17 protein-coding genes and 1 other annotated feature are annotated in these 22,602 nt (G+C 39.5%); of the genes, 1 reads left to right on the top strand and 16 read right to left on the bottom strand.

Annotated features, from left to right (window positions below; translation table 11 throughout):
• Positions 1-262 precede the first annotated feature (262 nt).
• Positions 263-739, top strand: coding sequence for a LiaI-LiaF-like domain-containing protein (locus MF646_RS13200; RefSeq protein WP_250096975.1), 477 nt, complete (start codon positions 263-265; stop codon positions 737-739).
• A gap of 63 nt (positions 740-802) precedes the next feature.
• On the opposite strand, the gene MF646_RS13195 is transcribed toward MF646_RS13200, so the two are convergent.
• The 16 genes from MF646_RS13195 to ilvE all read right to left on the bottom strand — a co-directional run bounded on the left by MF646_RS13195 (position 803) and on the right by ilvE (position 22,404).
• Positions 803-1,657, bottom strand: a complete 855-nt coding sequence (locus MF646_RS13195; protein WP_250096974.1) for a manganese catalase family protein — start codon at positions 1,655-1,657, stop codon at positions 803-805.
• A 145-nt stretch (positions 1,658-1,802) separates the two neighbouring features.
• Positions 1,803-2,390 (bottom strand): ribosome biogenesis GTP-binding protein YihA/YsxC, encoded by a 588-nt coding sequence (gene yihA / locus MF646_RS13190; RefSeq protein ID WP_250096973.1) that lies wholly within the window; start codon positions 2,388-2,390, stop codon positions 1,803-1,805.
• A gap of 1 nt (position 2,391) precedes the next feature.
• Positions 2,392-4,713: an endopeptidase La gene (gene lon / locus MF646_RS13185; protein ID WP_250096972.1), complete on the bottom strand. Its 2,322-nt coding sequence runs from the start codon at positions 4,711-4,713 to the stop codon at positions 2,392-2,394.
• A 137-nt stretch (positions 4,714-4,850) separates the two neighbouring features.
• Positions 4,851-6,515 (bottom strand): ATP-dependent protease LonB, encoded by a 1,665-nt coding sequence (lonB, locus tag MF646_RS13180; protein WP_250096971.1) that lies wholly within the window; start codon positions 6,513-6,515, stop codon positions 4,851-4,853.
• Positions 6,516-6,798: 283 nt separating this feature from the next.
• Complete coding sequence (gene clpX / locus MF646_RS13175) at positions 6,799-8,073, bottom strand: ATP-dependent protease ATP-binding subunit ClpX (protein WP_250096970.1); 1,275 nt, start codon at positions 8,071-8,073, stop codon at positions 6,799-6,801.
• A gap of 540 nt (positions 8,074-8,613) precedes the next feature.
• Positions 8,614-9,906, bottom strand: coding sequence for a trigger factor (gene tig, locus MF646_RS13170; protein ID WP_250096969.1), 1,293 nt, complete (start codon positions 9,904-9,906; stop codon positions 8,614-8,616).
• Between the two features lie 125 nt (positions 9,907-10,031).
• Positions 10,032-11,090 (bottom strand): tetratricopeptide repeat protein, encoded by a 1,059-nt coding sequence (locus tag MF646_RS13165; RefSeq protein WP_250096968.1) that lies wholly within the window; start codon positions 11,088-11,090, stop codon positions 10,032-10,034.
• A 211-nt stretch (positions 11,091-11,301) separates the two neighbouring features.
• Positions 11,302-11,880 carry a 3-isopropylmalate dehydratase small subunit gene (gene leuD, locus MF646_RS13160; RefSeq protein ID WP_250096967.1) on the bottom strand — a complete coding sequence of 193 codons (579 nt, stop codon included), beginning with the start codon at positions 11,878-11,880 and terminating at the stop codon, positions 11,302-11,304.
• Positions 11,881-11,893: 13 nt separating this feature from the next.
• On the bottom strand, positions 11,894-13,312 hold the full coding sequence (gene leuC / locus MF646_RS13155) for a 3-isopropylmalate dehydratase large subunit (protein WP_250096966.1): 1,419 nt from the start codon (positions 13,310-13,312) through the stop codon (positions 11,894-11,896).
• A 136-nt stretch (positions 13,313-13,448) separates the two neighbouring features.
• Positions 13,449-14,540 carry a 3-isopropylmalate dehydrogenase gene (gene leuB / locus MF646_RS13150; RefSeq protein ID WP_250096965.1) on the bottom strand — a complete coding sequence of 364 codons (1,092 nt, stop codon included), beginning with the start codon at positions 14,538-14,540 and terminating at the stop codon, positions 13,449-13,451.
• A gap of 13 nt (positions 14,541-14,553) precedes the next feature.
• Entirely contained in the window at positions 14,554-16,104 is a 1,551-nt protein-coding gene (locus MF646_RS13145; protein WP_250096964.1) for a 2-isopropylmalate synthase, read from the bottom strand.
• Positions 16,091-17,107, bottom strand: coding sequence for a ketol-acid reductoisomerase (ilvC, locus tag MF646_RS13140; protein ID WP_250096963.1), 1,017 nt, complete (start codon positions 17,105-17,107; stop codon positions 16,091-16,093). Before ilvC ends, MF646_RS13145 begins: the two co-directional genes overlap by 14 nt.
• A 60-nt stretch (positions 17,108-17,167) precedes the next feature.
• Positions 17,168-17,689, bottom strand: coding sequence for an acetolactate synthase small subunit (gene ilvN / locus MF646_RS13135; protein ID WP_250096962.1), 522 nt, complete (start codon positions 17,687-17,689; stop codon positions 17,168-17,170).
• Positions 17,686-19,413: an acetolactate synthase large subunit gene (gene ilvB, locus MF646_RS13130; RefSeq protein WP_250096961.1), complete on the bottom strand. Its 1,728-nt coding sequence runs from the start codon at positions 19,411-19,413 to the stop codon at positions 17,686-17,688. Before ilvB ends, ilvN begins: the two co-directional genes overlap by 4 nt.
• Before the next feature lie 127 nt (positions 19,414-19,540).
• Positions 19,541-19,784, bottom strand: a binding site (T-box leader).
• A 3-nt stretch (positions 19,785-19,787) separates the two neighbouring features.
• Positions 19,788-21,455 carry a dihydroxy-acid dehydratase gene (gene ilvD / locus MF646_RS13125; protein WP_250096960.1) on the bottom strand — a complete coding sequence of 556 codons (1,668 nt, stop codon included), beginning with the start codon at positions 21,453-21,455 and terminating at the stop codon, positions 19,788-19,790.
• 55 nt (positions 21,456-21,510) lie between these two features.
• Positions 21,511-22,404, bottom strand: coding sequence for a branched-chain-amino-acid transaminase (gene ilvE, locus MF646_RS13120; RefSeq protein WP_250096959.1), 894 nt, complete (start codon positions 22,402-22,404; stop codon positions 21,511-21,513).
• Positions 22,405-22,602 lie beyond the last annotated feature (198 nt).

Raw genomic sequence — 22,602 nt, 5'->3', positions numbered from 1 at the left:
GTCTAATGTAGGAGTCCAAAAAAAATTGTGAACAGATCATGAAGCATATGCTATCATGATGGTATTGTTGCAACGTATTGGTTACTAAGCCAAACTCTACCTTATCGATTATTGTATCCAATTTATTTAATATGTATGAATAAATGTCTATAATTGTGAAATATAGAACAGTACTGATTCACTTAAAAGAAGGCAATTTATGACTACGAAATCCCTGTCTTAAAGAGTGCATTAAAAAGGCACTTATGAAAGGAGAAGACAAATGAAGACACAGCGTATCTTCCCTGGTGTCCTACTTATAGGTGTCGGTTGCTATTATTTGCTTCAGCAAATCTCTATACCTTTTGACCAACAGCTTTTAAGTTGGCCCTCTATATTACTTGTTTTAGGCCTTGCTCTATTATTACAAGCTTACATAGGCCGTGAATACTCGATGATTTTTCCAGGGGTTATTTTATTTGGGTTGGCTATTCACTTTCACTTTCAATCATTGGCAAACTGGTGGCCGAACCATTGGGGGGTTTATACGAGTATTGTCGGTCTAGCCTTCATTCTTTCTGCTAGAAAGCAGAAACAAGAAGGGATGCTTATAGGCATACTACTAATTATCTTTTCCCTCCTTAGCTTCGCCTCTATCAATCCATTTAGTTGGTTATACGATGCCTATTCCTTCCTTAGTTCGTTGTGGCCTATTTTCCTTATTGCCGTTGGAGTTTTTTTACTTTTGAAGAGAAAATAATGACTTTTTGTTATCAACGTAAAAAAAAACACTAATTTGCTAGTGTTTTTTTACGTTGTTCCTTTATGAGTTCAAATCACGTAACCCTGGGCTGTGCTCATTTGGCATGCCTGGCAGATCTGGTACTGGGTGACCTTGTGGTGGAGGCGTTACCTGCAACTGGCCACCATTTCTACTTGGCGTTTCCCCTTGGAAGACCTCTCCCATTCTTGTTTCATCAAGTCTAAAGTTAAATTGAGCGTTATGAAAACCCATTTCAACATATTTCCTACATTCAGGATACTTGTTAATATCATAATTTGGAACTGGGAAGAGCTTGGCCCAGTCGACTCCTAGCGTTTCTAAAGCTTTCGCAAACGCATTTTGGTGTGCGTTATCACGTACAATCAAAAAGGCTAGAGTTTCTCTAAAAGCTTTATTTGAACTCATTTCATAAATTCTCGACTTTTGCAAAACACCTGTCGATTCTAGAACTACATTATCAAGAAGATCGCTTATTAGGTTTCCATGACTGTATACATAAGCACCAGTCCACGGGTTCCCTGCTGCATCAACAGGTAGAGAGGCTTGTGCCCCCATAATAAAATGATGTGGATTGGCATCCTTGATCGCATCCTCAAGTGGTGCACCACTTAGTCCTTCTGCTCCTACTGCATCTTCGCCAGATCCATTTAAAAGCTGATTAATCGTTGATTGAACTAATTCAACATGACTTAATTCCTCTAAAAACACCCCGCGAATTAGGTCTCGATATTGCTTTGCTTTCCCTCGAAAATTTGCACTTTGAAATGAAAACTGCATTAATGTTCTCATTTCACCAAAACGTCCACCCAGTGCCTCTTGTAACACTTTTGCTGCTACCGGGTCGGGCTTATCTGGAACAATCATGTTAATAAGGTCTTCTTTATAAAAGTACAAAATAAGTTCCTCCTTTTTCCTGACTATATTAAAAACAGTAATAATATCTGTTAAAAAGGCTTTTCTCATGCAAAGAATAGAAAAAAGAGGTTCCTAAGGATCAAATCAACCTTTTGGAACCTCTTTTGCTCTTTGTTTTCTCCCATTATTGCGATATATAGTGCTGAATCGTTTTCCACACTTGTTCTTTTCCTTGTGCCGTTTCAGAAGAAAAAAGTAGTAATGGGTCTGACTCAATTTTTTCTAAATCATTTCTTATCACTTTCAGGTGCTTCTCCCATTTTCCTTTTGGAATCTTATCGCTTTTTGTTGCAACGACAATGACGGGAATATCAAAGTGTTTAAGCCAATTATACATCATTTTATCATCTGCAGATGGTGGATGACGTAGGTCCACTATAAGTACAACCGCTTTTAATTGTTCACGATCCTGTAAGTACGTTTCAATCATCCGCCCCCAGGCTTCTCGCTCAGGCTTTGGGACTTTCGCAAATCCATAGCCAGGTACATCGACAAAATAAAGCATTTCATTGATCTCATAAAAGTTTAACGTTTGCGTCTTCCCTGGTCGTTGCGACGTGCGTGCCAACCCTTTTCGGTTGATCATTTTATTTATAAATGATGATTTACCAACATTTGATCTCCCAGACAAGGCGATCTCAGGAAGACGAGATGTTGGATATTGCTCTGGTTTTACTGCCACATGGGCTAATTCTGATTTTGTTACTTTCATTCTACTCTCCTAACGCGTGCTTTAAGACTTCATCTAGGTGAGATACAAGAATGAACTGTAAGTCTTTTCGCACGCTCTCTGGTACATCTTCTAAATCTTTTTCGTTATCTTTAGGGATTAAGATTGTTTTTAGTCCTGCACGGTGAGCACTCATCGATTTTTCTTTTAAGCCACCGATTGGAAGGACACGCCCTCGGAGTGTAATTTCTCCAGTCATTCCAACTTCTTTTTTCACTTTTCGTCCTGTTAGTGCTGATACAAGTGCTGTAGCCATTGTGATCCCTGCAGAAGGACCATCTTTTGGTGTTGCCCCTTCAGGAACATGAATGTGAATATCATTTTTTTCGTTGAACTCAGGGTCAATATTCAACTCAGCTGAACGTGAGCGAATATAACTAAATGCGGCTTGAGCCGACTCTTTCATTACATCACCAAGCTTACCAGTTAACGTTAGTTTCCCTTTTCCAGGTGCTACTGACACTTCTATGGATAACGTATCGCCACCCACTGTCGTGTAAGCGAGCCCAGTTGCTGCTCCAACTTGATCTTCCTCTTCTGCTATCCCGTAGCGGAATCTTGGTTTTCCAAGCATTTCTTCTACTGTATTTGCAGTAAGAATGACTTTTTTCTTTTCAGCGGTTACTATCTTCTTCGCAGTTTTTCGGCAGAGGGTTGCGAGCTGGCGTTCAAGATTACGGACCCCCGCTTCACGGGTATAGTAACGAACCACTTTTTGAATCGCTTCATCCTTCATCTGCAGCATTCCCTTACTAAGTCCATGATCCTTCATTTGCTTAGGTAGTAAGTAATCCTTCGCAATGTGAATTTTCTCAAGCTCTGTATAACCAGCTAGGGAGATAATTTCCATTCGGTCTAAAAGCGGACCCGGAATCGTACCGATATTATTCGCTGTAGTAATGAACATAACTTTAGAAAGATTATAAGGCTCTTCAATATAATGATCACTAAACGTATTATTTTGTTCCGGATCAAGCACTTCAAGTAGAGCAGAGGACGGATCCCCTCTAAAATCATTGGCCATTTTATCAATTTCATCTAAAAGGAACACTGGATTTATTGAACCCGCTTTTTTCATCCCTTGAATTAAACGTCCAGGCATTGCCCCGACATAAGTTCTGCGATGACCACGAATTTCCGCTTCATCACGAACCCCACCAAGGGAGATACGGACAAACTTTCGATTTAATGAACGCGCAATTGAACGCGCTAAGGATGTTTTTCCAACTCCAGGAGGACCAGCTAAACAAAGGATTGGTCCTTTTAACTCACGAGTCAGTTGTTGAACGGCTAGGTATTCCAGAACACGTTCTTTCACTTTTTCAAGCCCATAATGATCTTCATCTAAAATCTCTTCTGCTCGGACCACATCTAATTGATCTTCGGTTTCATACGTCCAAGGGAGTTGAATAAGCCAATCTAAATAATTACGTAGTACAGAACTCTCTGCCGAATTTGCCGGCATTTTTTCATAACGATCTAGCTCTTTAAAAAATTTCTCCTTCACGGAATCAGGCATTTCTACTTCTTTAGCCTTCGCGCGTAATGTTGAAACTTCTCCTGTACGACCTTCTTTATCGCCCAGTTCTTTCTGGATCGCCTTCATCTGTTCACGTAAATAATATTCTTTTTGTGTCTTTTCCATTGACTTTTTGACACGTTGGCTAATCTTTTTTTCTAAACCGAGTACTTCTTGTTCATTGTTAAGAATTTCAATTAATTTAAGTAAGCGAGCCTTAATTGAATGCATTTCAAGCAGCTCTTGCTTTTGAGCTAATTTTAACGGTAAATTAGCTGCAATGACATCAGCAAACGGTCCTGCTTCATGAATATCTTTCACGGAAGCTAAAGTTTCAGCTGAAACTTTTTTTGAAACCTTTGTGTACTGTTCAAACATTGATAATAGGTTTCTCATTAATGCTTGTATTTCTGGTGTGAGAAAAGCATCTTCCTCAACAATAAGTTCAGCCTCTACTTGTAAGAATTCATCCTTTTGAATAAACTGATCAATTTTTGCACGTTGCAAACCTTCAACGTGAATTCGAACTGTTCCATTCGGAAGTTTTAGAAGGCTCTTCACCTTAGCCAATGTACCAATATGATAAATTTCATCTTCTGTTGGGTCATCTATTGATATTTCTTTCTGAGTTGCGAGTAAAATTTGATGGTCTTTCTCCATCACTTGTTCTAACGCCTGAACGGATTTCGGTCTTCCAACATCTAGGTGAAGAACCATTGCTGGAAAAACTAGCAATCCGCGTAACGGTAGAAGCGGAATTTGTCGCCTGCCATTTGATTCGACCATCCGCATACACCTCCATCTCCAATACATCCTATTTCCAGACCAAATCCTTTCCAAATTTCACCTTGGTATGATTTGGTGTTTTTACTAAATGGTTTGAATGATTCAATTTTATCTTATCGCTATATGTTTGTCTAATATTAGACAGGAGCAATGGAAGTGGTTAGATCGGTACTTGCTGGTACAACTTCTTCTTCTTCTTGTTCAATGGCCAGATCAAGCACTTCGTCTAAGTGCTCCACAGCGACTACTTCAACTCCCGTAATCTGCTGCAAAATGGCTTGTTCATTTTCTTTTGGAATGATCACCATTTCTGCACCTGCTAGTTTCGCTGCTTCCACCTTTGCAACAACCCCTCCAATTGGCTTCACTTTTCCATGAATTCCAAGCTCACCAGTCATAGCAATAGTATTCTTTACTTTCTCTCCCCGAATGGCAGAATAGATTCCTGTTGCAATCGCTGTGCCTGCAGATGGGCCATCTACTGGGCCCCCACCAGGGAAATTCACATGGATATCATAATCCTGTGTTGGAATTCCCATACGTCTTAAAACCGTAACGACATTTTCAACCGATCCTTTTGCCATACTCTTTCTTCTAATTGAACGCATTTGGTTACCAGTACTTTCTTCTTCTGCAATTCCTGTTATATTCACAGTTCCTTTACCCGGATTTTCTAGGACATTCACTTCGATTTCTAATAATGCCCCTAAATTTGGCCCATAGACAGCAAGCCCATTCACAAGTCCAATTGCTGAGTTACTATGGATCTTCCTTTCCGGTCTAGGAGCAATTTGACTCGCATGAAGTACCCACTCCACATCTGCGACAGTCAGTTCGTTTCGATTTTCAGATGTTGCAATCCCTGCTGCAATTTGAACAATGTTTACCGCTTCTCTTCCATTTGTTGCATATTTGGCAATTCGTTCGATCGCTCCATCTTCCGCATCAAAATTAATCTTTTTCGCTGCTTTTTCAGCAATCTGAATAATTTCTTTTGGTTTTAATGCACGGAAATACACTTCTAAACAACGAGAGCGAATCGCAGGCGGTAATTCGTCTGGAGTTCTTGTAGTCGCCCCTACAAGCCTAAAATCTGCAGGTAATCCTTTTTGAAAAATTTCATGAATATGTCGTGGGATTTGCTGATTTTCTTCACTATAGTATGCACTTTCAAGAAACACCTTGCGATCTTCTAACACTTTTAATAACTTATTCAATTGAATCGAATGAAGTTCACCAATTTCATCAATAAAAAGCATACCACCATGTGCTTTAGTAACCGCCCCATGTTTCGGTTGCGGAATTCCAGCTTGTCCCATTGCGCCTGCCCCCTGATAAATTGGATCATGGACAGATCCGATAAGTGGATCTGCAATCCCTCTTTCATCAAAGCGAGCAGTCGTCCCATCAAGCTCAACAAATACAGCATCCTGTTTAAATGGAGAGCCGGCATTTTTTTTGGCTTCTTCTAATACAAGTCTTGCTGCAGCAGTCTTTCCGACACCTGGTGGTCCGTAAATAATGACATGTTGAGGATTCGGTCCACACAATGCGGCGCGCAATGAACGAATGCCTTCTTCTTGCCCAACTATATCTTCAAATGAAATCGGACGAACTTTCTCAGATAAAGGCTCACTAAGTGAGATAGAACGCATTTTTCGTAGCTCTTCCATCTCCTTGCGTGATTCACGGTCTATAGAGACCTTTTGATTACGTTGACTTTTTAATAAATTCCAAAAGTAGACACCTATGATAACCCCAAAAAATAATTGGATCACCAAAGCAATTCCTGTCCAGTTCATGATGAAACCTCCCAGAAGTAGTCGTTTTGTTTCCCTTAGTATGACCGGGAAAAACAACACTAATCAAAGAAAGTTTTGAGAATGATTGGAGAAATTCAACAAGACCTATTCAAAATAAAGCCACTGAAAATGGGAAAATCAACTGTTCCCTACTCAAATTCTGCTTTTTTGATGTAACTGTTATTTTTTAATCTTAATTACTTTTTTGTTTTTTTATCCAATTTTGTACAACATACTTTCTCCGCACAAAAAGCGGATCCGCAAAATCGGATCCGCTTTAAATTTAAGCACTCTCTTTTGGTTCTGTTTTTGGCAACGTAATTTCCTCGCCATCAGCAGTGAGCAACGTTGGTAAGTCGTTTTCTGTAACACATTTCTCATGAATGATACATTTTACGATATCTTCACGTGACGGTAGATCAAACATAACATCAAGCATAAGTGTTTCAATAATTGATCGTAATCCACGAGCACCCGTTTTACGCTCAATAGCTTTATTGGCAATTTCACGTAGGGCTTGTTCTGTAAACTCAAGCTCCACATCGTCTAACTCCAATAGCTTTTTGTATTGTTTTACCAATGCATTTTTCGGTTGTGTTAAAATCTCTACTAATGCATCTACATCCAGTGGCTCTAAGCTTGAGATTACTGGCAGACGCCCGATGAATTCCGGTATTAAACCAAAACGCAGCAAATCTTCTGGCAACACTTTTCCTAAGTATTCTCCAGGCTTAAGATCTTCTTGTTTCACATCGGAACCAAAACCAATTACTTTTTTACCAAGACGACGCTTAATAATTTGCTCGATTCCATCAAACGCGCCACCACAAATAAATAGAACATTTGTCGTATCAATTTGAATAAATTCTTGGTGCGGATGCTTACGTCCACCTTGTGGAGGAACACTTGCACTTGTTCCCTCAAGAATTTTCAGAAGCGCTTGTTGAACCCCTTCACCAGAAACATCGCGTGTAATCGATGGATTTTCGGATTTACGTGCAACTTTATCAATCTCATCAATATAGATGATTCCTTTTTCAGCTTTTTCTACATCATAATCAGCAGCTTGAATTAATTTAAGAAGAATATTCTCAACGTCTTCCCCTACATAACCAGCTTCTGTTAATGATGTTGCATCTGCAATTGCAAACGGGACATTTAAAATTCGAGCCAATGTTTGTGCAAGTAATGTTTTCCCGCTACCTGTTGGCCCAATCATACAAATATTACTTTTTGATAATTCAACATCATCAGAACGAGAAAGTGAATTAACACGCTTATAGTGGTTATATACTGCAACCGACAGTGATTTCTTAGCACGATCCTGTCCAATGACGTAATCATTTAAAATTTGCCTAATTTCATTTGGTTTCGGGATCTCTTGAAATTCAACTTCTTCTTCTGTTCCTAGTTCTTCTTCAACGATTTCCGTACAAAGTTCAATACATTCATCACATATATACACGCCTGGTCCGGCAACTAACTTTCGAACTTGGTCTTGTGTTTTTCCACAAAAAGAACACTTAAGTTGTCCTTTTTCTTCATTAAACTTAAACATTCAATCATCACCCCTTAGAAAATATTGTACCATCCTCAAGTAACTCTGCCTTAATACTGGCTTTTTTTATGAATGGACACGACAATACAATAACTACGAACAGATAGTAACTGAAGACTATTTAATCGTATCGTCATTGTATCACATAAACGATAAGAACCACTAAAGATAACCCTTATGGCCTGTAGAATGCACCAACATCGACTCGTAATGAATTTGACCAATAGGTTCTCGCTTCACACCTCCATGTCCTTTGAATTAACGGAATTTCTATGTACTTTTGACTAGACATAGAAGACGAGCAATCAAGTATGATTACTTCATTTTATGTATGGATTGATTATACATTCAAGATTAAGTAAGAAAAATCCTTTTTCTTGTACAAATTTCATTACAGTACAATTTTTGTGCGTGCCCATCCTTATACTAAGCTTGTTCAATTCCTGCAAACTCCATACATACAGCCAAAGCAAGGAAAAAACAAGGTACGAAAAATCGCACCTTGTTTTTTAAAATTAATCTACATTCATAATCAAATTCTTACGCTTTTTTACTGTTTTCGACAAGAAATTCAACAGCTTTTTGGATTTTTAGATCGCCTTTGATTCCTTCAAGACCACCTTGTGCTGCAAAAATATTTTTAATCTCTTCAGCAGAACGTTGGTACATTTCTGCCATTTTTTCAATTTCTTTATCTACATCTTCATCAGTAGCTTCAAGATTTTCTGCAGCTGCAATTGCTTCAAGTGTAAGATTTACACGAACACGCTTCTCGGCATCTGTCTTGAACTGCTCACGCATTGCATTCTCATCTTGTCCAGAGAATTGGAAGTACATTTCAAGATTCATACCTTGAGCTTGAAGACGTTGCTCAAACTCTTGAAGCATACGATCTACTTCAGTAGTAACCATTGCTTCAGGAATATCAATTGTTGCATTGTCAGCAGCTTTTTGCACTAATGTATCGCGAACTGCATGTTCTGCTTGATGATCTTTATCCTTTTGTAGCTTGTCTTTTAGTTGAGTCTTAAGCTCTTCTAACGTTTCTACTTCTTCGTTTGCATCTTTTGCAAACTCATCATCAAGTGCTGGTAATTCCTTACGCTTGATGTCATGGATTTTCACTTTGAATGTTGCTGGTTTACCAGCTAGGTTTTCTGCATGGTACTCTTCAGGGAATGTTACTTCTACGTCTTTTTCTTCTCCAGCTTTTAAACCAACTAGTTGTTCTTCAAAACCTGGGATAAATTGACCAGAACCTATTTCTAAAGAGTAGTTATCAGCTTGTCCACCTTCAAATGCCTCACCATCAACGAAGCCTTCGAAATCAAATACAGCTGTATCACCATTTTCAATTGCTCCATCTTCAACGACAACAAGCTCAGCTTGACGCTCTTGAAGCTGCTTAAGTTCAGCATCTACATCTTCGTCTGTTACTGTTGTGTCTTGCTCTTCTACTTCAAGACCTTTGTATTCACCAAGCTCAACCTCTGGTTTCACAGTTACTTTAGCTGTAAATACAAGAGTAGCTCCTTTTTCCATCGTTTCAATGTCGATTTCAGGACGATCAACTGGCTCGATTCCAGCTTCTGCAACTGCACCAGCATATGCTTCTGGAAGTAAAATATCAAGAGCATCTTGGTAAAGTGATTCTACACCATATTGCTTTTCAAATAATGAACGAGGTACCTTACCTTTACGGAATCCTGGTACATTAACCTTTTTTACAACCTTTTTAAATGCTTGATCAAGTGCTGCATCCACTTTTTCAGCTGCTACATCAACTGTAAGGACGCCTTCATTTCCTTCTAACTTTTCCCATTTTGTAGTCATTTACTTTCCCTCCAACTTATACACATCTCGTTTTTTTCAAACGATAGATTTCTTCTATTATCTTTGACAACCACTCTAGTATAACATAACGTCAGTTCATTTCAAATAGTTGATCCAAGCCCAGTCTACGTTTCGTCGTTCTTATTAATAAGATAACTTGTATCAATTTGATAGACAGACGATTCTAGTTCTTTTACTTCTTTTACTTTCTCCATAAATAACTTATTTTTAAATTGATAGCGCTCTATTAAATCTTCGAGATTTTCTTCTATACCGATTCGTTCACAAGCGCAATAATGGAAGACATCCCCCCAGAACTTAACATCTTCTGGCTCTGGTAAGAAAGGATAGATTGACCAAAGGTAAGTCCAGCTAAGTTGCTTTGTAATCTCATATAAAAGTGGGTCGTTATGTTCGAGCTCATCACTAAGATATCTAAGTATTTTTTCGTAAAAAGCCTGTTGAACGTCATTGTTCATATCTCTTGGAACAATATGTTTTTCTCTACCTTGTTTCTTTATATGTATGATTTCTTCACATTCTTTTTCCTCTAATGTCTTCAGTGCAATGCTTTGCAAGACATAATCACGATCTTCACCTTTTAAGTATTCAACAATTGCCCTTGTTGCATCTTTATTATCGATCTCTCTTAAATGTTGAAGCGCTTTAGACTGAAGTTCCAATGAATCAGAATGAAGCATTTCTACTAACTCTAGCGGAAGCGATTCATCCTTTATTTCTACTTGATTCAACCATTCTTGGTCTCCTACCATCTGTCTACTAAAATGGAGCAATTGATAAAATGACTCGGCAAATTGAGGCGGAAATTGATTTTCAGATAGAACAGCATCTAAAATGTCGACTACTTCTTGATATTTTCCTAACTGAACCAGCAAAGAGATATGTACTTGTAAATTTTCGTAATAATCTCCGATGCCTTCTTTAAGTAGACTATTTGTATGTTCTACAGCCTCTTCTAGCCGTCCTAGCTCAACTAAACTTAACATTTTTCCAAATAGTACTTGTGGATTTTCGGGCTCATGCTCCTCTGCTGATAAAAAAAAGTCATATGCAGATTGCCCATCTTTATCCTTTAAAGCGTCCATTCCTTTTTCAATTAAGCGCTTTACGAGGCCAGGGTATAATATTACTTTCTTATCTTTTTTATGTATTCGTTTATCCACTAGAGAACCGCCTCACTCTATATCATGAGTTTACGTGAGTTTAAAAATGAATCATGGTAATTGTTGAATTGTCGTTCACGCTATTACCTAAGTTTATCAGTTCCCCCCCTCCATTACAATGAATCGCATTAAGAAAAGCCGCACACGCTTTTTTCTTACATGCAAAAAGGGCAATTCTATCTCGCCAATGGCGTTAGAATCACCCTTTTACTTACGCTTTTTGTTCAAATGCTTCTATTTGCTTCTCATACTTAAGAGTTAATCCGATCTCATCCCAACCATTCAGAAGCATTTCTTTCCAATAAGGATCAATTTCAAAAGAAGCTTCAAATCCTTCTCCACTAATCGTTTGTTCTTCTAAACTAATGCTTAGCTCCATAGATTCATTTGCTCCTTTTTGTAAAAGCTGCTGAACCTTTTTCTCGTCTAGTCTTATTGGTAACATGCCGTTCTTCACACAGTTATTATAGAAGATATCAGCAAAGCTAGGGGCAATGATCACCTTAAATCCATAATCATGAAGAGCCCACGGTGCATGCTCACGTGAGGAGCCACATCCGAAATTATGTGCGGCAACTAAAATGCTTGCACCTTGGTTGTGCTCTTGGTTTAATTCAAATTTAGGATCTGGGCTGCCATCAGCTAAAAAGCGCCAATCATAAAATAAAAATTGACCAAAACCTGTTCTTTCCACACGCTTTAGAAATTGTTTTGGTATGATTTGATCTGTATCTACGTTTACTCTGTCCATTGTTGCAACGATGCCTTTATGATTTACAATCGGTTCCATTGTTGTCCCTCCCTTACTGCGCTACTTGTTGTTTTTTCCACTGACGAACATCAACGAAATGTCCGGCTATTGCTGCTGCTGCTGCCATTTCAGGACTAACTAAATGCGTACGTGCCCCTTTTCCTTGACGTCCTTCAAAGTTCCGGTTAGATGTTGACGCACAACGCTCTCCTTCTGGAACAACATCAGGGTTCATGCTTAAGCACATGCTACATCCAGAGCTACGCCATTCAAAGCCAGCCTCTGTAAAGATTTGATCTAACCCTTCCTCTTCAGCTCGCTGCTTAACCTTTTGCGATCCAGGAACAACAAGGGCTCTTACATGTTCAGCAACTTTTTTCCCTTTAATAACACTTGCAGCTGCTCTAAGATCGCTTAAGCGTGAATTCGTACAGGAGCCAATAAATACATGTTGGATTTCAATTTCTGAAATTGGCGTACCAGGTGATAGTTCCATATAGTTTAATGCTTGTTGAATGGCACGTTGATCCGTTTCTGTCTTTCCATCCGAAGGTGAAGGGACTAGCTTTGATACTCCTACACCTTGTGCAGGATTTGTTCCCCATGTTACCATCGGTTCAATTTCAGAAGCATCAATCGTTACAACTTGATCATACGTAGCGCCTTCATCCGTCGCTAACTGCTTCCATTGTTCTACTAACTCATTAAAAGCAGATCCAGATGGAATGTACTCACGGCCTTGTAAATAGTCAAAAGTCACTTGATCTGGACTAATTAAACCTGCTTTCGCTCCAGCTTCAATCGACATGTTACAAATTGTCATTCGTTCTTCCATCGTCATACCACGTATTGCATCACCAGTAAATTCAATTACAGATCCTGTACCGATGTCAACTCCAAATTTAGCAATAATTGCTAAAATCACATCTTTTGCTGAGAGTTCTGAAGATAACTTGCCAGTTACACGAACCTCTAGCGTCTTTGGACGAGACTGCCATAATGTTTGTGTAGCAAGAACATGCTCTACCTCACTCGTTCCAATCCCAAAAGCAAGTGCTCCGAATGCACCATGTGTTGAAGTATGACTATCTCCACAAACGATCGTTTTACCTGGCTGTGTTAAACCAAGTTCAGGTCCAATGACATGAACAATTCCATTTTCAGGATGATCTAAGTCCGCTAGATCAATGTCGAATTCTTTGCAGTTTGTTTCAAGTGTTTCCATTTGAGTTCTTGCAATTTGATCCGTTATGTCATAGCGGTTAACCGTTGGGACATTATGATCCATCGTCGCAAACGTTAAATCAGGTCGTCTGACTTTACGATTAGCCAATCTTAACCCTTCAAATGCTTGAGGTGACGTCACTTCATGAACCATGTGCAAATCGATATAGAGGAGACTCGGCTTTCCTTCTTCTTGAATTACTTCATGTGATTCCCAAATTTTCTCAATGATCGTTTTAGGCGCCATATTCGCTCCTCCTCGTTGTTAATAATTTAGTAGACTAATAGGATGACATAGGAAACACCTATCACTGCAGTCTACTATTCTAGTAGACTGAGACCTAGGCTTACGTTCCCATTACGTCATCCCTTTGGTTTCAATTTTATGAGATGACTGCTTTCTTAGCTAAAGCATCAATTACTTGATTCGTCATTTCTTCTGTTGATAAAGCATTGCTTGCATCATTTGTTAAGTCAGCTGTCCGGTGTCCTGCTTCTAGTACGTCATTTATAGCTTCAGCCAATGCATTGGCCTCATCCTTCATCTCAAATGCGTACGTTAGCATCATTACGACAGAGGAAAGTGTTGCTAATGGATTAGCAATCCCTTTTCCTGCAATATCTGGAGCCGAGCCGTGAATTGGCTCAAATAGACCTGGACCGTCTTGACTTAAACTAGCAGACGGCAACATCCCTAATGATCCAGTAATCATTGACGCCTCGTCACTTAAAATATCACCAAACATATTTTCTGTCACAATAACATCAAATTGTCTTGGATTACGTACTAATTGCATAGCTGCATTGTCCACAAGCATATGACTATACTTAACATCAGGATATTCCTTTGCTACTTCGTCAACGACTTCACGCCATAAACGACTTGATTCAAGTACATTTGCTTTATCAACTGACGTTAGAGATCCGCCACGAATTTCAGCAAATTCAAACCCTTTTCTTACAATGCGCTCGATCTCTTTTCGTGAATAAACGAGAGTATCAACCGCAAGTTGCTCTTCACCTTCACCACGGCGTTCACGAGGTTCGCCAAAGTACAGGCCTCCTGTTAGCTCTCTCACTATAACAAGATCGACACCTTGAATGACATCATCTTTAAGTGGGGAAGCCTCTGCTAATGCATCATAAATAGTGACAGGACGAAGGTTAGCAAAAAGATCCAGCTCTTTTCTAAGCCCTAGTAAACCTTTCTCAGGACGCTGGTCCCCAGGAAGAGTATCCCATTTAGGACCACCTACTGCCCCAAGCAACACTGCATCACTTTTTTTACAAACCGATAAAGTCTCAGCTGGGAGAGGTGTACCTGTCTTATCTATCGCTGCCCCTCCAAGATCAGCAAACGTAAACTCAAATTCATGTTGATACATTTTTCCGATTTCTGAAAGTACTTTTGTTGCAGCTTCACAAACTTCTGGACCGATCCCATCACCAGGGAGAATCGCAATGTTCTTTTTCATTTCTTTTCCTCCCCTATACGTTTAATGGATTAGTACGTTGTTGTTCATTAAATTGTTTTCGATTAATTGTTCGGTTAACTGCGTTAATATACGCTTTAGCTGACGCTTCGAGAACATCGTGTGCCGTACCTCTGCCAGATGACTCCATTCCATCATATTTCACCGTTACATACACTTCTGCTAACGAGTCACGTCCAGCAGTTGTTGATTGAATTCGGTAGTCCATAAGCAAGACCTCTTCATCAATAACACGCTCTAGTGTATTGTAAATTGCTTCAACACTACCAGAACCCGTTGCCGCTTCTTGAACCGTTTCACCCGTCGGCAACTTCATCGTAATCGTAGCTGTCGGAATATTTGTTGTTCCGTAGTTTACTTGTAACGTTTCTAATTCATAATGAGCGACCGCAGCCCCAACTGTTGCTTCAGTCATAAGAGCAAATAGATCTTCTTCAGTAATATCTTTCTTCTTATCTGCTAGATCTTTAAAAGCAGCAAATGTCTTCTGAAGCTGCTCATCTGTACCATTAAAGCCAAGCTCCAACAGTTTTTCTTTAAATGCATGGCGACCTGAATGCTTACCAAGTACCATTCGATTTGAAGAAACTCCTACAAGCTCAGGAGTAATAATTTCATAAGTTTCTTTATTTTTCAACACACCGTCTTGGTGAATACCAGATTCATGAGCAAATGCATTGGCACCTACAACAGCTTTGTTGTTTGGTACAACCATCCCTGTTAACTTACTTACTAGGGAGCTCGTGCGTTTAATTTCTTTTAAAACAAGCCCTGTATCAGCTTTATAGTGATCTTGACGAATGTTTAAAGCAACTGCAATTTCTTCAAGTGCTGCATTTCCAGCCCTTTCTCCAATTCCATTAACCGTACATTCGACTTGGCCAGCACCGTTTTGAATCGCTGCTAGTGAGTTCGCAACCGCCATTCCAAGGTCATCATGGTTATGTGTAGAAAGAATCGCACGATCGATGTTAGGTACATTCTCTGTGACATAACGGAACATTTGACCAATCTCATAAGGAGTCGTGTAACCGACAGTGTCAGGTAGATTAATAACTGTTGCTCCTGCATCAATCACTTCACGAATAATTTTAGCAAGAAACGGCAGCTCAGTTCGGCTTGCATCTTCAGCAGACCACTGAACTTGAGGAAACGTCTTCTTCGCTTTTTTAACAGCTGCTACTGCATTTTCAATGACTTGATCAGGCGTCATTTTCAGTTTATATTCCATGTGAATCGGTGATGTTGCTATAAACACATGGATTCTTGGTTCTGCACTATCTTTAAGTGCTTCCCAAGTTGTCTCAATGTCACGCTCGAGCGAACGGGAGAGCCCTGTAATTGAACTGCCCTTAATCGTTTGAGCAATAGCTCTTACGGAAGCAAAATCTCCTTGAGAGGAGGCTGGAAACCCAGCCTCAATGATATCTACTCCCAAACGTTCAAGTTGCTTTGCAATCTCAAGTTTCTCTTGAAAGTTTAAGTTAACTCCTGCTGATTGTTCTCCGTCCCTTAGCGTGGTATCGAAGACATTAATTTTTCGCACTACCAACCACTCCTTTAGATTTTACGAATGGCATCATTTCACGAAGCTCGCGACCAACCACTTCAATTGGGTGTTGGCTTTCTGCTCTTGTGATCGCCGTAAATTCAGGACGATTTGCTTGGTTTTCAAGAATCCATCCTTTTGCAAATTTACCAGTTTGGATATCTGTTAGAATGCTCTTCATTGCTTTCTTCGTTTCATCAGTTACAACTTGAGGACCAGCTACATAATCTCCCCATTGTGCTGTATCAGAGATAGAGTAACGCATTCCTTCAAGTCCACCTTCATACATAAGGTCAACGATTAATTTTAATTCATGTAAGCACTCAAAGTATGCAACTTCAGGTTGGTAGCCTGCTTCTACTAATGTCTCAAAACCAGCTTTAACAAGCGCTGCTGTTCCACCGCAAAGTACTGCTTGCTCACCGAATAGATCCGTTTCAGTTTCTTCTTGGAATGTTGTTTCAAGAACACCGGCACGCGCTGATCCGATTTGCTTTGCGTAAGCTAGTGCAATATCTTTTGCTTGACCTGTTGCATCTTGGAAAACAGCAATTAATCCTGGTACTCCTGCTCCATCAACGAATGTACGGCGCACAAGATGACCTGGTCCTTTTGGTGCTGCTAAAAATACATCAACATCTGCTGGTGGAACAATTTGGTTGAAATGAACGTTAAATCCATGAGCGAATGCTAATGCTTTTCCTGCATGTAATTCTGGCTCAATTTCGTTTTTGTAAACTGTTGGTTGATGCTCATCAGGAAGCAAGATCATGATAACGTCAGCTTGAGCTGCTGCTTCTCTAACAGGGAATACTTCAAAACCATCACTTACTGCTTGATCCCATGACTTTCCTGGGCGAAGACCAATGATTACATCTACTCCATTTTCACGAGCATTTTGTGCATGTGCATGACCTTGAGAACCATATCCTACGATTGCTACCTTTTTCCCACTTAATACTGCTTCGTTAACGTCTCCATTGTAATATACCTTTGCCATAATAAATCTCTCCTCTTGTTTTAATTAGTTTTTTTATGTTGAATTTATGAATTCACTAGTTTAATTAATAAGTGTTAATCGATATGGATCATGTGTAGGCTTTTTCGTACTTCGATTAAATGCTGTAATTCCTGTACGAGCAATTTCCTTTATGCCATAAGGACGAAGCAAATCAATAAAAGCTTCTACCTTAGAATGATCACCTGTAATTTGAATCGTCATTGATTCTCGACCAACATCTATAATGGTTGCTCTAAATGGATTAACAAGTGCAGCTACTTCTCCACGTTGTTGCGGTGTAGCTACAATTTTAACCAATGCTAACTCGCGAGCCACAATGGACTCATCGGTTATATCTTTCACTTTTAGAACATCGACTTGCTTATTCAGTTGCTTAATGACTTGTTCTACATTTTCCATGCTATCGGCAGCAACAACAAATGTCATTCTTGAGATGGATGGGTTTTCTGTTACACCAACAGTAATGCTTTCGATGTTGTAATGCCTACGAGCGAACAGACCAGTGATTCTGTTTAGCACACCTGAAGTGTTATTTACAAGGGCTGTGATCGTACGTTTCATTGTGGCTTAACCCCCTCCATTTGATGTTGTCCTTTCCCTGGTGCGATCATCGGATACACATTTTCCTCTTTGGCTACACGTACATCCAGTAACACCGGCCCAGGATGAGCAATCATTTCCTCTAAAGCACCTTTCAAATCAGATAGCTGTTCGATTTTCATTCCTTTAATGTCATATGCCTCTGCAAGCTTGACAAAATTCGGTTGAATCGGGAACAGTGAGTTAGAATAACGCTCTCCATGGAATAGCTGCTGCCATTGTCTCACCATTCCTAGAGATGCATTGTTTACAATGACAATCTTCACTGGCATATTTAACTCTTGTAAAATGGACATTTCCTGTGCTGTCATTTGGAAACCTGCATCTCCAATCACAGCAATTACAGGTGTTTCAGGTTCTGCAAATTGCGCTCCAATCGCTGCTGGAAAACCAAATCCCATTGTTCCAAGACCACCTGATGTTACCCAGCGGTTTGGCTTATTGAAACGATAGAATTGTGCTGACCACATTTGATGTTGACCAACATCTGTCGTTACAATAGCTTCACCATTTGTCACTTCATGAATCAATTCAATTAGATTTTGCGGTTTAATGACTTCTCCATCTTCTTTATACCAAAGCGGGTACTCGGATTTTCTTTCTTTTTGGGTATCAAGCCACTCCTTCGTATCTCCAGGCGTCCCCTGTTCTTCCAATAACATTCTTATAGCTTCCTTAGCATCTCCAACAACTGGAATTTCAGTTTTGATGTTTTTGCCAATTTCTGCTGGATCAATATCAATGTGAACGACACGAGCATTTGGTGCAAAGTGTGCCAGATTCCCTGTTAATCGATCATCAAATCTTGCACCAATGCTAATCAGTAAGTCGGACTCATATATGGCCATATTTGCAGTATAGGTTCCGTGCATTCCTGCCATTCCGAGGCATAATTCATGATCCCCAGGAAAACTACCTAGTCCAAGCAATGTATTTACAACAGGAATTTGCATTTTTTCAACATATTCAAACAATTCGCTAGACGCTTTCCCATGTAAAACCCCAGCTCCAGCCAAGATAACAGGCTTCTTCGCTTCGGTTACTGCTTCAACTACTTTTCGAATTTGCAGTCGATTTGGTACAACAGTTGGCTGATAACCAGGAATATTCACTTCTTTGCTATAATCAAACATTCCAGTAGCAAGAGAAACATCTTTTGGCAAATCTATTAACACTGGACCAGGACGTCCTGTTGTTGCAATATGGAAAGCCTCTTTAATGATTCTTGGAAATTCTTCAACAGACCGAACTTGGTAATTATGCTTTGTAATTGGCATCGTGATCCCAATCATGTCAGCTTCTTGAAACGCATCTGTTCCAATTACCGTTGTTGCTACTTGACCAGTAATAACGACAAGCGGCAAAGAGTCAATCATTGCATCTGCAATTCCTGTGACAACGTTTGTCGCTCCTGGTCCAGATGTAACAATACAGACACCCGGTTTACCAGATACCCTCGCATATCCTTCAGCAGCATGAATTGCTCCTTGTTCATGCCTTGCTAGAACATGATGGATACCCGTTTTATAGATTTCATCATATGTTGGTAAAATAGCTCCTCCAGGATAGCCAAAAATAACATCAACGCCCTCTTTTGCCAAAGCTTCAATTAGCATACTTGAACCAGAAAGTTGTTTAGGTTCTTCACTTGTTTGTTGTTCTTTCTTTTTCACGTTCGTACTCATTTTTCATGCCTCCTTACAAAGATTCTCTCGTAAACGACCCCAATATCTTAACAATACAAAGTGAACAACTAAAAAATTTAAAATAAAAAAATCTTCCCACCCCATATAAGCTACTAATCCAATAGCTAGAAGGGGCGAAAAGATTTTTCTTTCCACGGTACCACCCTTATTCATTAAATAGAATCATGCTCTATTTAATCTTGTTGTTTTGATAACGAGTGCTGTGTACACCCGATCAATCTTAATAGAAAAAATCGTTCAGATTGATACTCTGAGGCGAGCTTCGTCAAAGGCAACAACACCGCATCTCAGCACCACGGCTCTCTGTTGAAGTTGCATCATTGAGTACTTTTCCTCTTCTTCGTTTTCACCTATTATATTTTCATAACTCCGCCGGTATTGGCTGAAGTAACCAATTTTGCATATCTTGCAAGGTAACCCTTTTTCACTTTTGGTTCAGGTTCAACCCAACCTTCTTTACGCTTAGCATGTTCTTCATCGGATACTAACCATTCAATTGTTCTATTAGGAAGATCAATTCGAATGCGATCACCATTTTCAACGAATGCGATTGGACCGCCATCTGCTGCTTCTGGAGAAATATGCCCGATGGAAATACCTCTTGATGCTCCTGAGAAACGTCCATCCGTGATTAACGCAACTTTTGTTCCGAGACCTCTTCCAGCGATAGCTGACGTTGGTGCTAACATCTCAGGCATTCCAGGTCCGCCTTTTGGTCCTTCATATCGAATGACTACGACATGGCCTTCACGAACAAGCCCTTCATCGATTCCTTTTTGAGCTTCTTCTTGAGAGTTAAATACAATTGCCTCTCCATCAAATACTTTGATAGAAGGATCAACTGCCCCTACTTTAATTACGGCTCCATCTGGTGCTATATTGCCATATAATACAGAAAGTCCACCAACAGGGCTGTAAGGATTATCTTTACGACGAATGACATCATCGTTAGTAATTTCTGCATCTTTTACATTTTCATACAAGCTTTTTCCAGTAATCGTAATTCGATCTGGGTGTATTGCTCCCTCAATGTTACAAAGTTCTTTAATAATTGCACTAACTCCACCGGCATGATGTACATCATCCATCGAGTAATCCGAAGCTGGACTGATTTTTGATAAATAAGGGACTCGTTCAGCTACCTTGTTAATTCGATTAAGGTCATAATCGATTTCTGCTTCGTTAGCGATTGCTAATGTATGAAGAACAGTATTCGTTGACCCACCCATTGCCATATCAAGAGCAAATGCATCATCAATCGTTTCTTCAGTAATGATATCTCTAGGTCTAATATCTTTTTCAATTAAATTCATTAAATGTTTTGCAGCATCCTTGATCAATTGGTGACGATCATTCGATGTAGCAACAATTGTCCCATTTCCTGGTAAAGCTACTCCGAGCATTTCCATTAATGAGTTCATTGAATTAGCTGTAAACATTCCTGAGCAAGATCCACATGTTGGACATGCTGTTTGTTCTATTTCTAGTAACTCTTCTCTTGTCATATTACCTGACGCAAATGCACCTACGCCTTCGAAAACAGATACTAACGATAAGTTCTGCCCATCTTTTGTTTTACCAGCTTCCATTGGTCCACCTGATACGAAAACAGATGGGACATTTGTTCTTACTGATGCCATTAACATCCCCGGCGTGATTTTATCACAGTTCGGAATATAAAATACTCCATCAAACCAGTGAGCATTAATAACTGTTTCTGCTGCATCACATATAATTTCACGACTTGGGAGCGAATATCTCATGCCAATGTGCCCCATAGCAATTCCATCATCTACACCAATTGTATTAAATTCAAATGGAATGCCTCCTGCTTCACGAATCGCTTGCTTTGCCACTTCTGCAAATTTGTTTAAGTGCATATGTCCTGGAATGATATCAATGTATGAATTACATACACCAATGAATGGTTTATCCATTTCATCTTCTTTTACACCAGCTGCTCGAAGTAAACTTCGATGAGGCGCACGATCAATCCCCTTTTTAATCATATTACTTCTCATTACTACCCGCTCCCTATTTCAATCGATGTCTCTTTCTCTCAACTCTAGCTCAACTTTATCTCAAGGTTTCTGAATAAACCTTTTCTCCTTCTATTACAACTCTTTCTCTAAATGCTTCCAATAATCTCTTCGTTTCTTTTCCAGGCTTGCCTTCACCAATGACGCGACCATCTACCTTAACAACAGCGATCACTTCTGCTGCTGTTCCAGTTAAAAATACTTCATCAGCAACATACACGTCGTGTCTAGTAAAAGGTTCCTCTTTTACTGTATAACCAAGATCCTTCGCAAACTCTATAATGGCATTTCTCGTTATCCCTTCAAGAGCTCCTACATAACCTGGAGGTGTTAAAAGTTCTGTTCCTTTAACAATGAAAACATTATCTGCGGAACCTTCAGCAACATAGCCTTGGTCGTTCAACATTAACGCTTCGCTTACCCCAGCCAAACTCGCTTCAATTTTAACGAGAATATTATTCAAATAGTTCAGTGATTTCACTTTAGGACTTAAAACATCTGGACGATTTCTCCGGGTTGCTACAGTAACAATTTCTAAGCCAGATTCATATAATTCCTTTGGAAAAAGAGCTAACTCTTCTGCGATTATAATTACTTGAGGCCGTGCACATGATGATGGATCTAACCCCAAATTCCCAACTCCTCTTGAAATGACAAGTCGAATGTACGCATTACTTAGTTGATTCTTTTGTAATGTCTGAACGACTAGTTGTTTCATTTCCTCTTTTGAATGTGGAATGGAAAGCATAATCGATTTTGCTGAATTATATAGTCTGTCAAGATGTTCCTGCAGCCTAAAAACATTACCTTCATATACACGAATGCCCTCAAAGACGCCATCGCCATATAAAAATCCGTGATCATATACTGAAATTTTCGCTTCGTGTTTTTCGACGAAGTCTCCGTTTAAATAAATCCATTGCTCACTCATGACGTATACTCTCCTCGTGTATCATGTACATTTGCATAAAGTTCGCCCACAAACATAACATTTATCTCTCTAGAGCGGACATTTGTTTTTTTATATAGTGTTGTTTGAGATTTATCATACGCTCATTCCTCACTATGGTCAACCATTTTTTTAAAATAATTTGACTATTTTGATTAGTCGTTTTTATTGAATGCGCTT

The organism is Halalkalibacter alkaliphilus (assembly GCF_023555415.1).
GTDB lineage: Bacteria > Bacillota > Bacilli > Bacillales > Bacillaceae_D > Halalkalibacter > Halalkalibacter alkaliphilus.
This window is presented reverse-complemented; position numbering and strand designations above follow the sequence as displayed.

What these genes read in the sequence shown, in the direction of transcription:
- MF646_RS13200 (WP_250096975.1), top strand. Translation starts at nt 263, where the DNA reads ATGAAGACACAGCGTATCTTCCCTGGTGTCCTACTTATAGGTGTCGGT.
- yihA (WP_250096973.1), bottom strand. Translation starts at nt 2,390, where the DNA reads ATGAAAGTAACAAAATCAGAATTAGCCCATGTGGCAGTAAAACCAGAG.
- lon (WP_250096972.1), bottom strand. Translation starts at nt 4,713, where the DNA reads ATGGTCGAATCAAATGGCAGGCGACAAATTCCGCTTCTACCGTTACGC.
- lonB (WP_250096971.1), bottom strand. Translation starts at nt 6,515, where the DNA reads ATGAACTGGACAGGAATTGCTTTGGTGATCCAATTATTTTTTGGGGTT.
- clpX (WP_250096970.1), bottom strand. Translation starts at nt 8,073, where the DNA reads ATGTTTAAGTTTAATGAAGAAAAAGGACAACTTAAGTGTTCTTTTTGT.
- tig (WP_250096969.1), bottom strand. Translation starts at nt 9,906, where the DNA reads ATGACTACAAAATGGGAAAAGTTAGAAGGAAATGAAGGCGTCCTTACA.
- leuD (WP_250096967.1), bottom strand. Translation starts at nt 11,880, where the DNA reads ATGGAACCGATTGTAAATCATAAAGGCATCGTTGCAACAATGGACAGA.
- leuC (WP_250096966.1), bottom strand. Translation starts at nt 13,312, where the DNA reads ATGGCGCCTAAAACGATCATTGAGAAAATTTGGGAATCACATGAAGTA.
- leuB (WP_250096965.1), bottom strand. Translation starts at nt 14,540, where the DNA reads ATGAAAAAGAACATTGCGATTCTCCCTGGTGATGGGATCGGTCCAGAA.
- ilvC (WP_250096963.1), bottom strand. Translation starts at nt 17,107, where the DNA reads ATGGCAAAGGTATATTACAATGGAGACGTTAACGAAGCAGTATTAAGT.
- ilvN (WP_250096962.1), bottom strand. Translation starts at nt 17,689, where the DNA reads ATGAAACGTACGATCACAGCCCTTGTAAATAACACTTCAGGTGTGCTA.
- ilvB (WP_250096961.1), bottom strand. Translation starts at nt 19,413, where the DNA reads ATGAGTACGAACGTGAAAAAGAAAGAACAACAAACAAGTGAAGAACCT.
- ilvD (WP_250096960.1), bottom strand. Translation starts at nt 21,455, where the DNA reads ATGAGAAGTAATATGATTAAAAAGGGGATTGATCGTGCGCCTCATCGA.
- ilvE (WP_250096959.1), bottom strand. Translation starts at nt 22,404, where the DNA reads ATGAGTGAGCAATGGATTTATTTAAACGGAGACTTCGTCGAAAAACAC.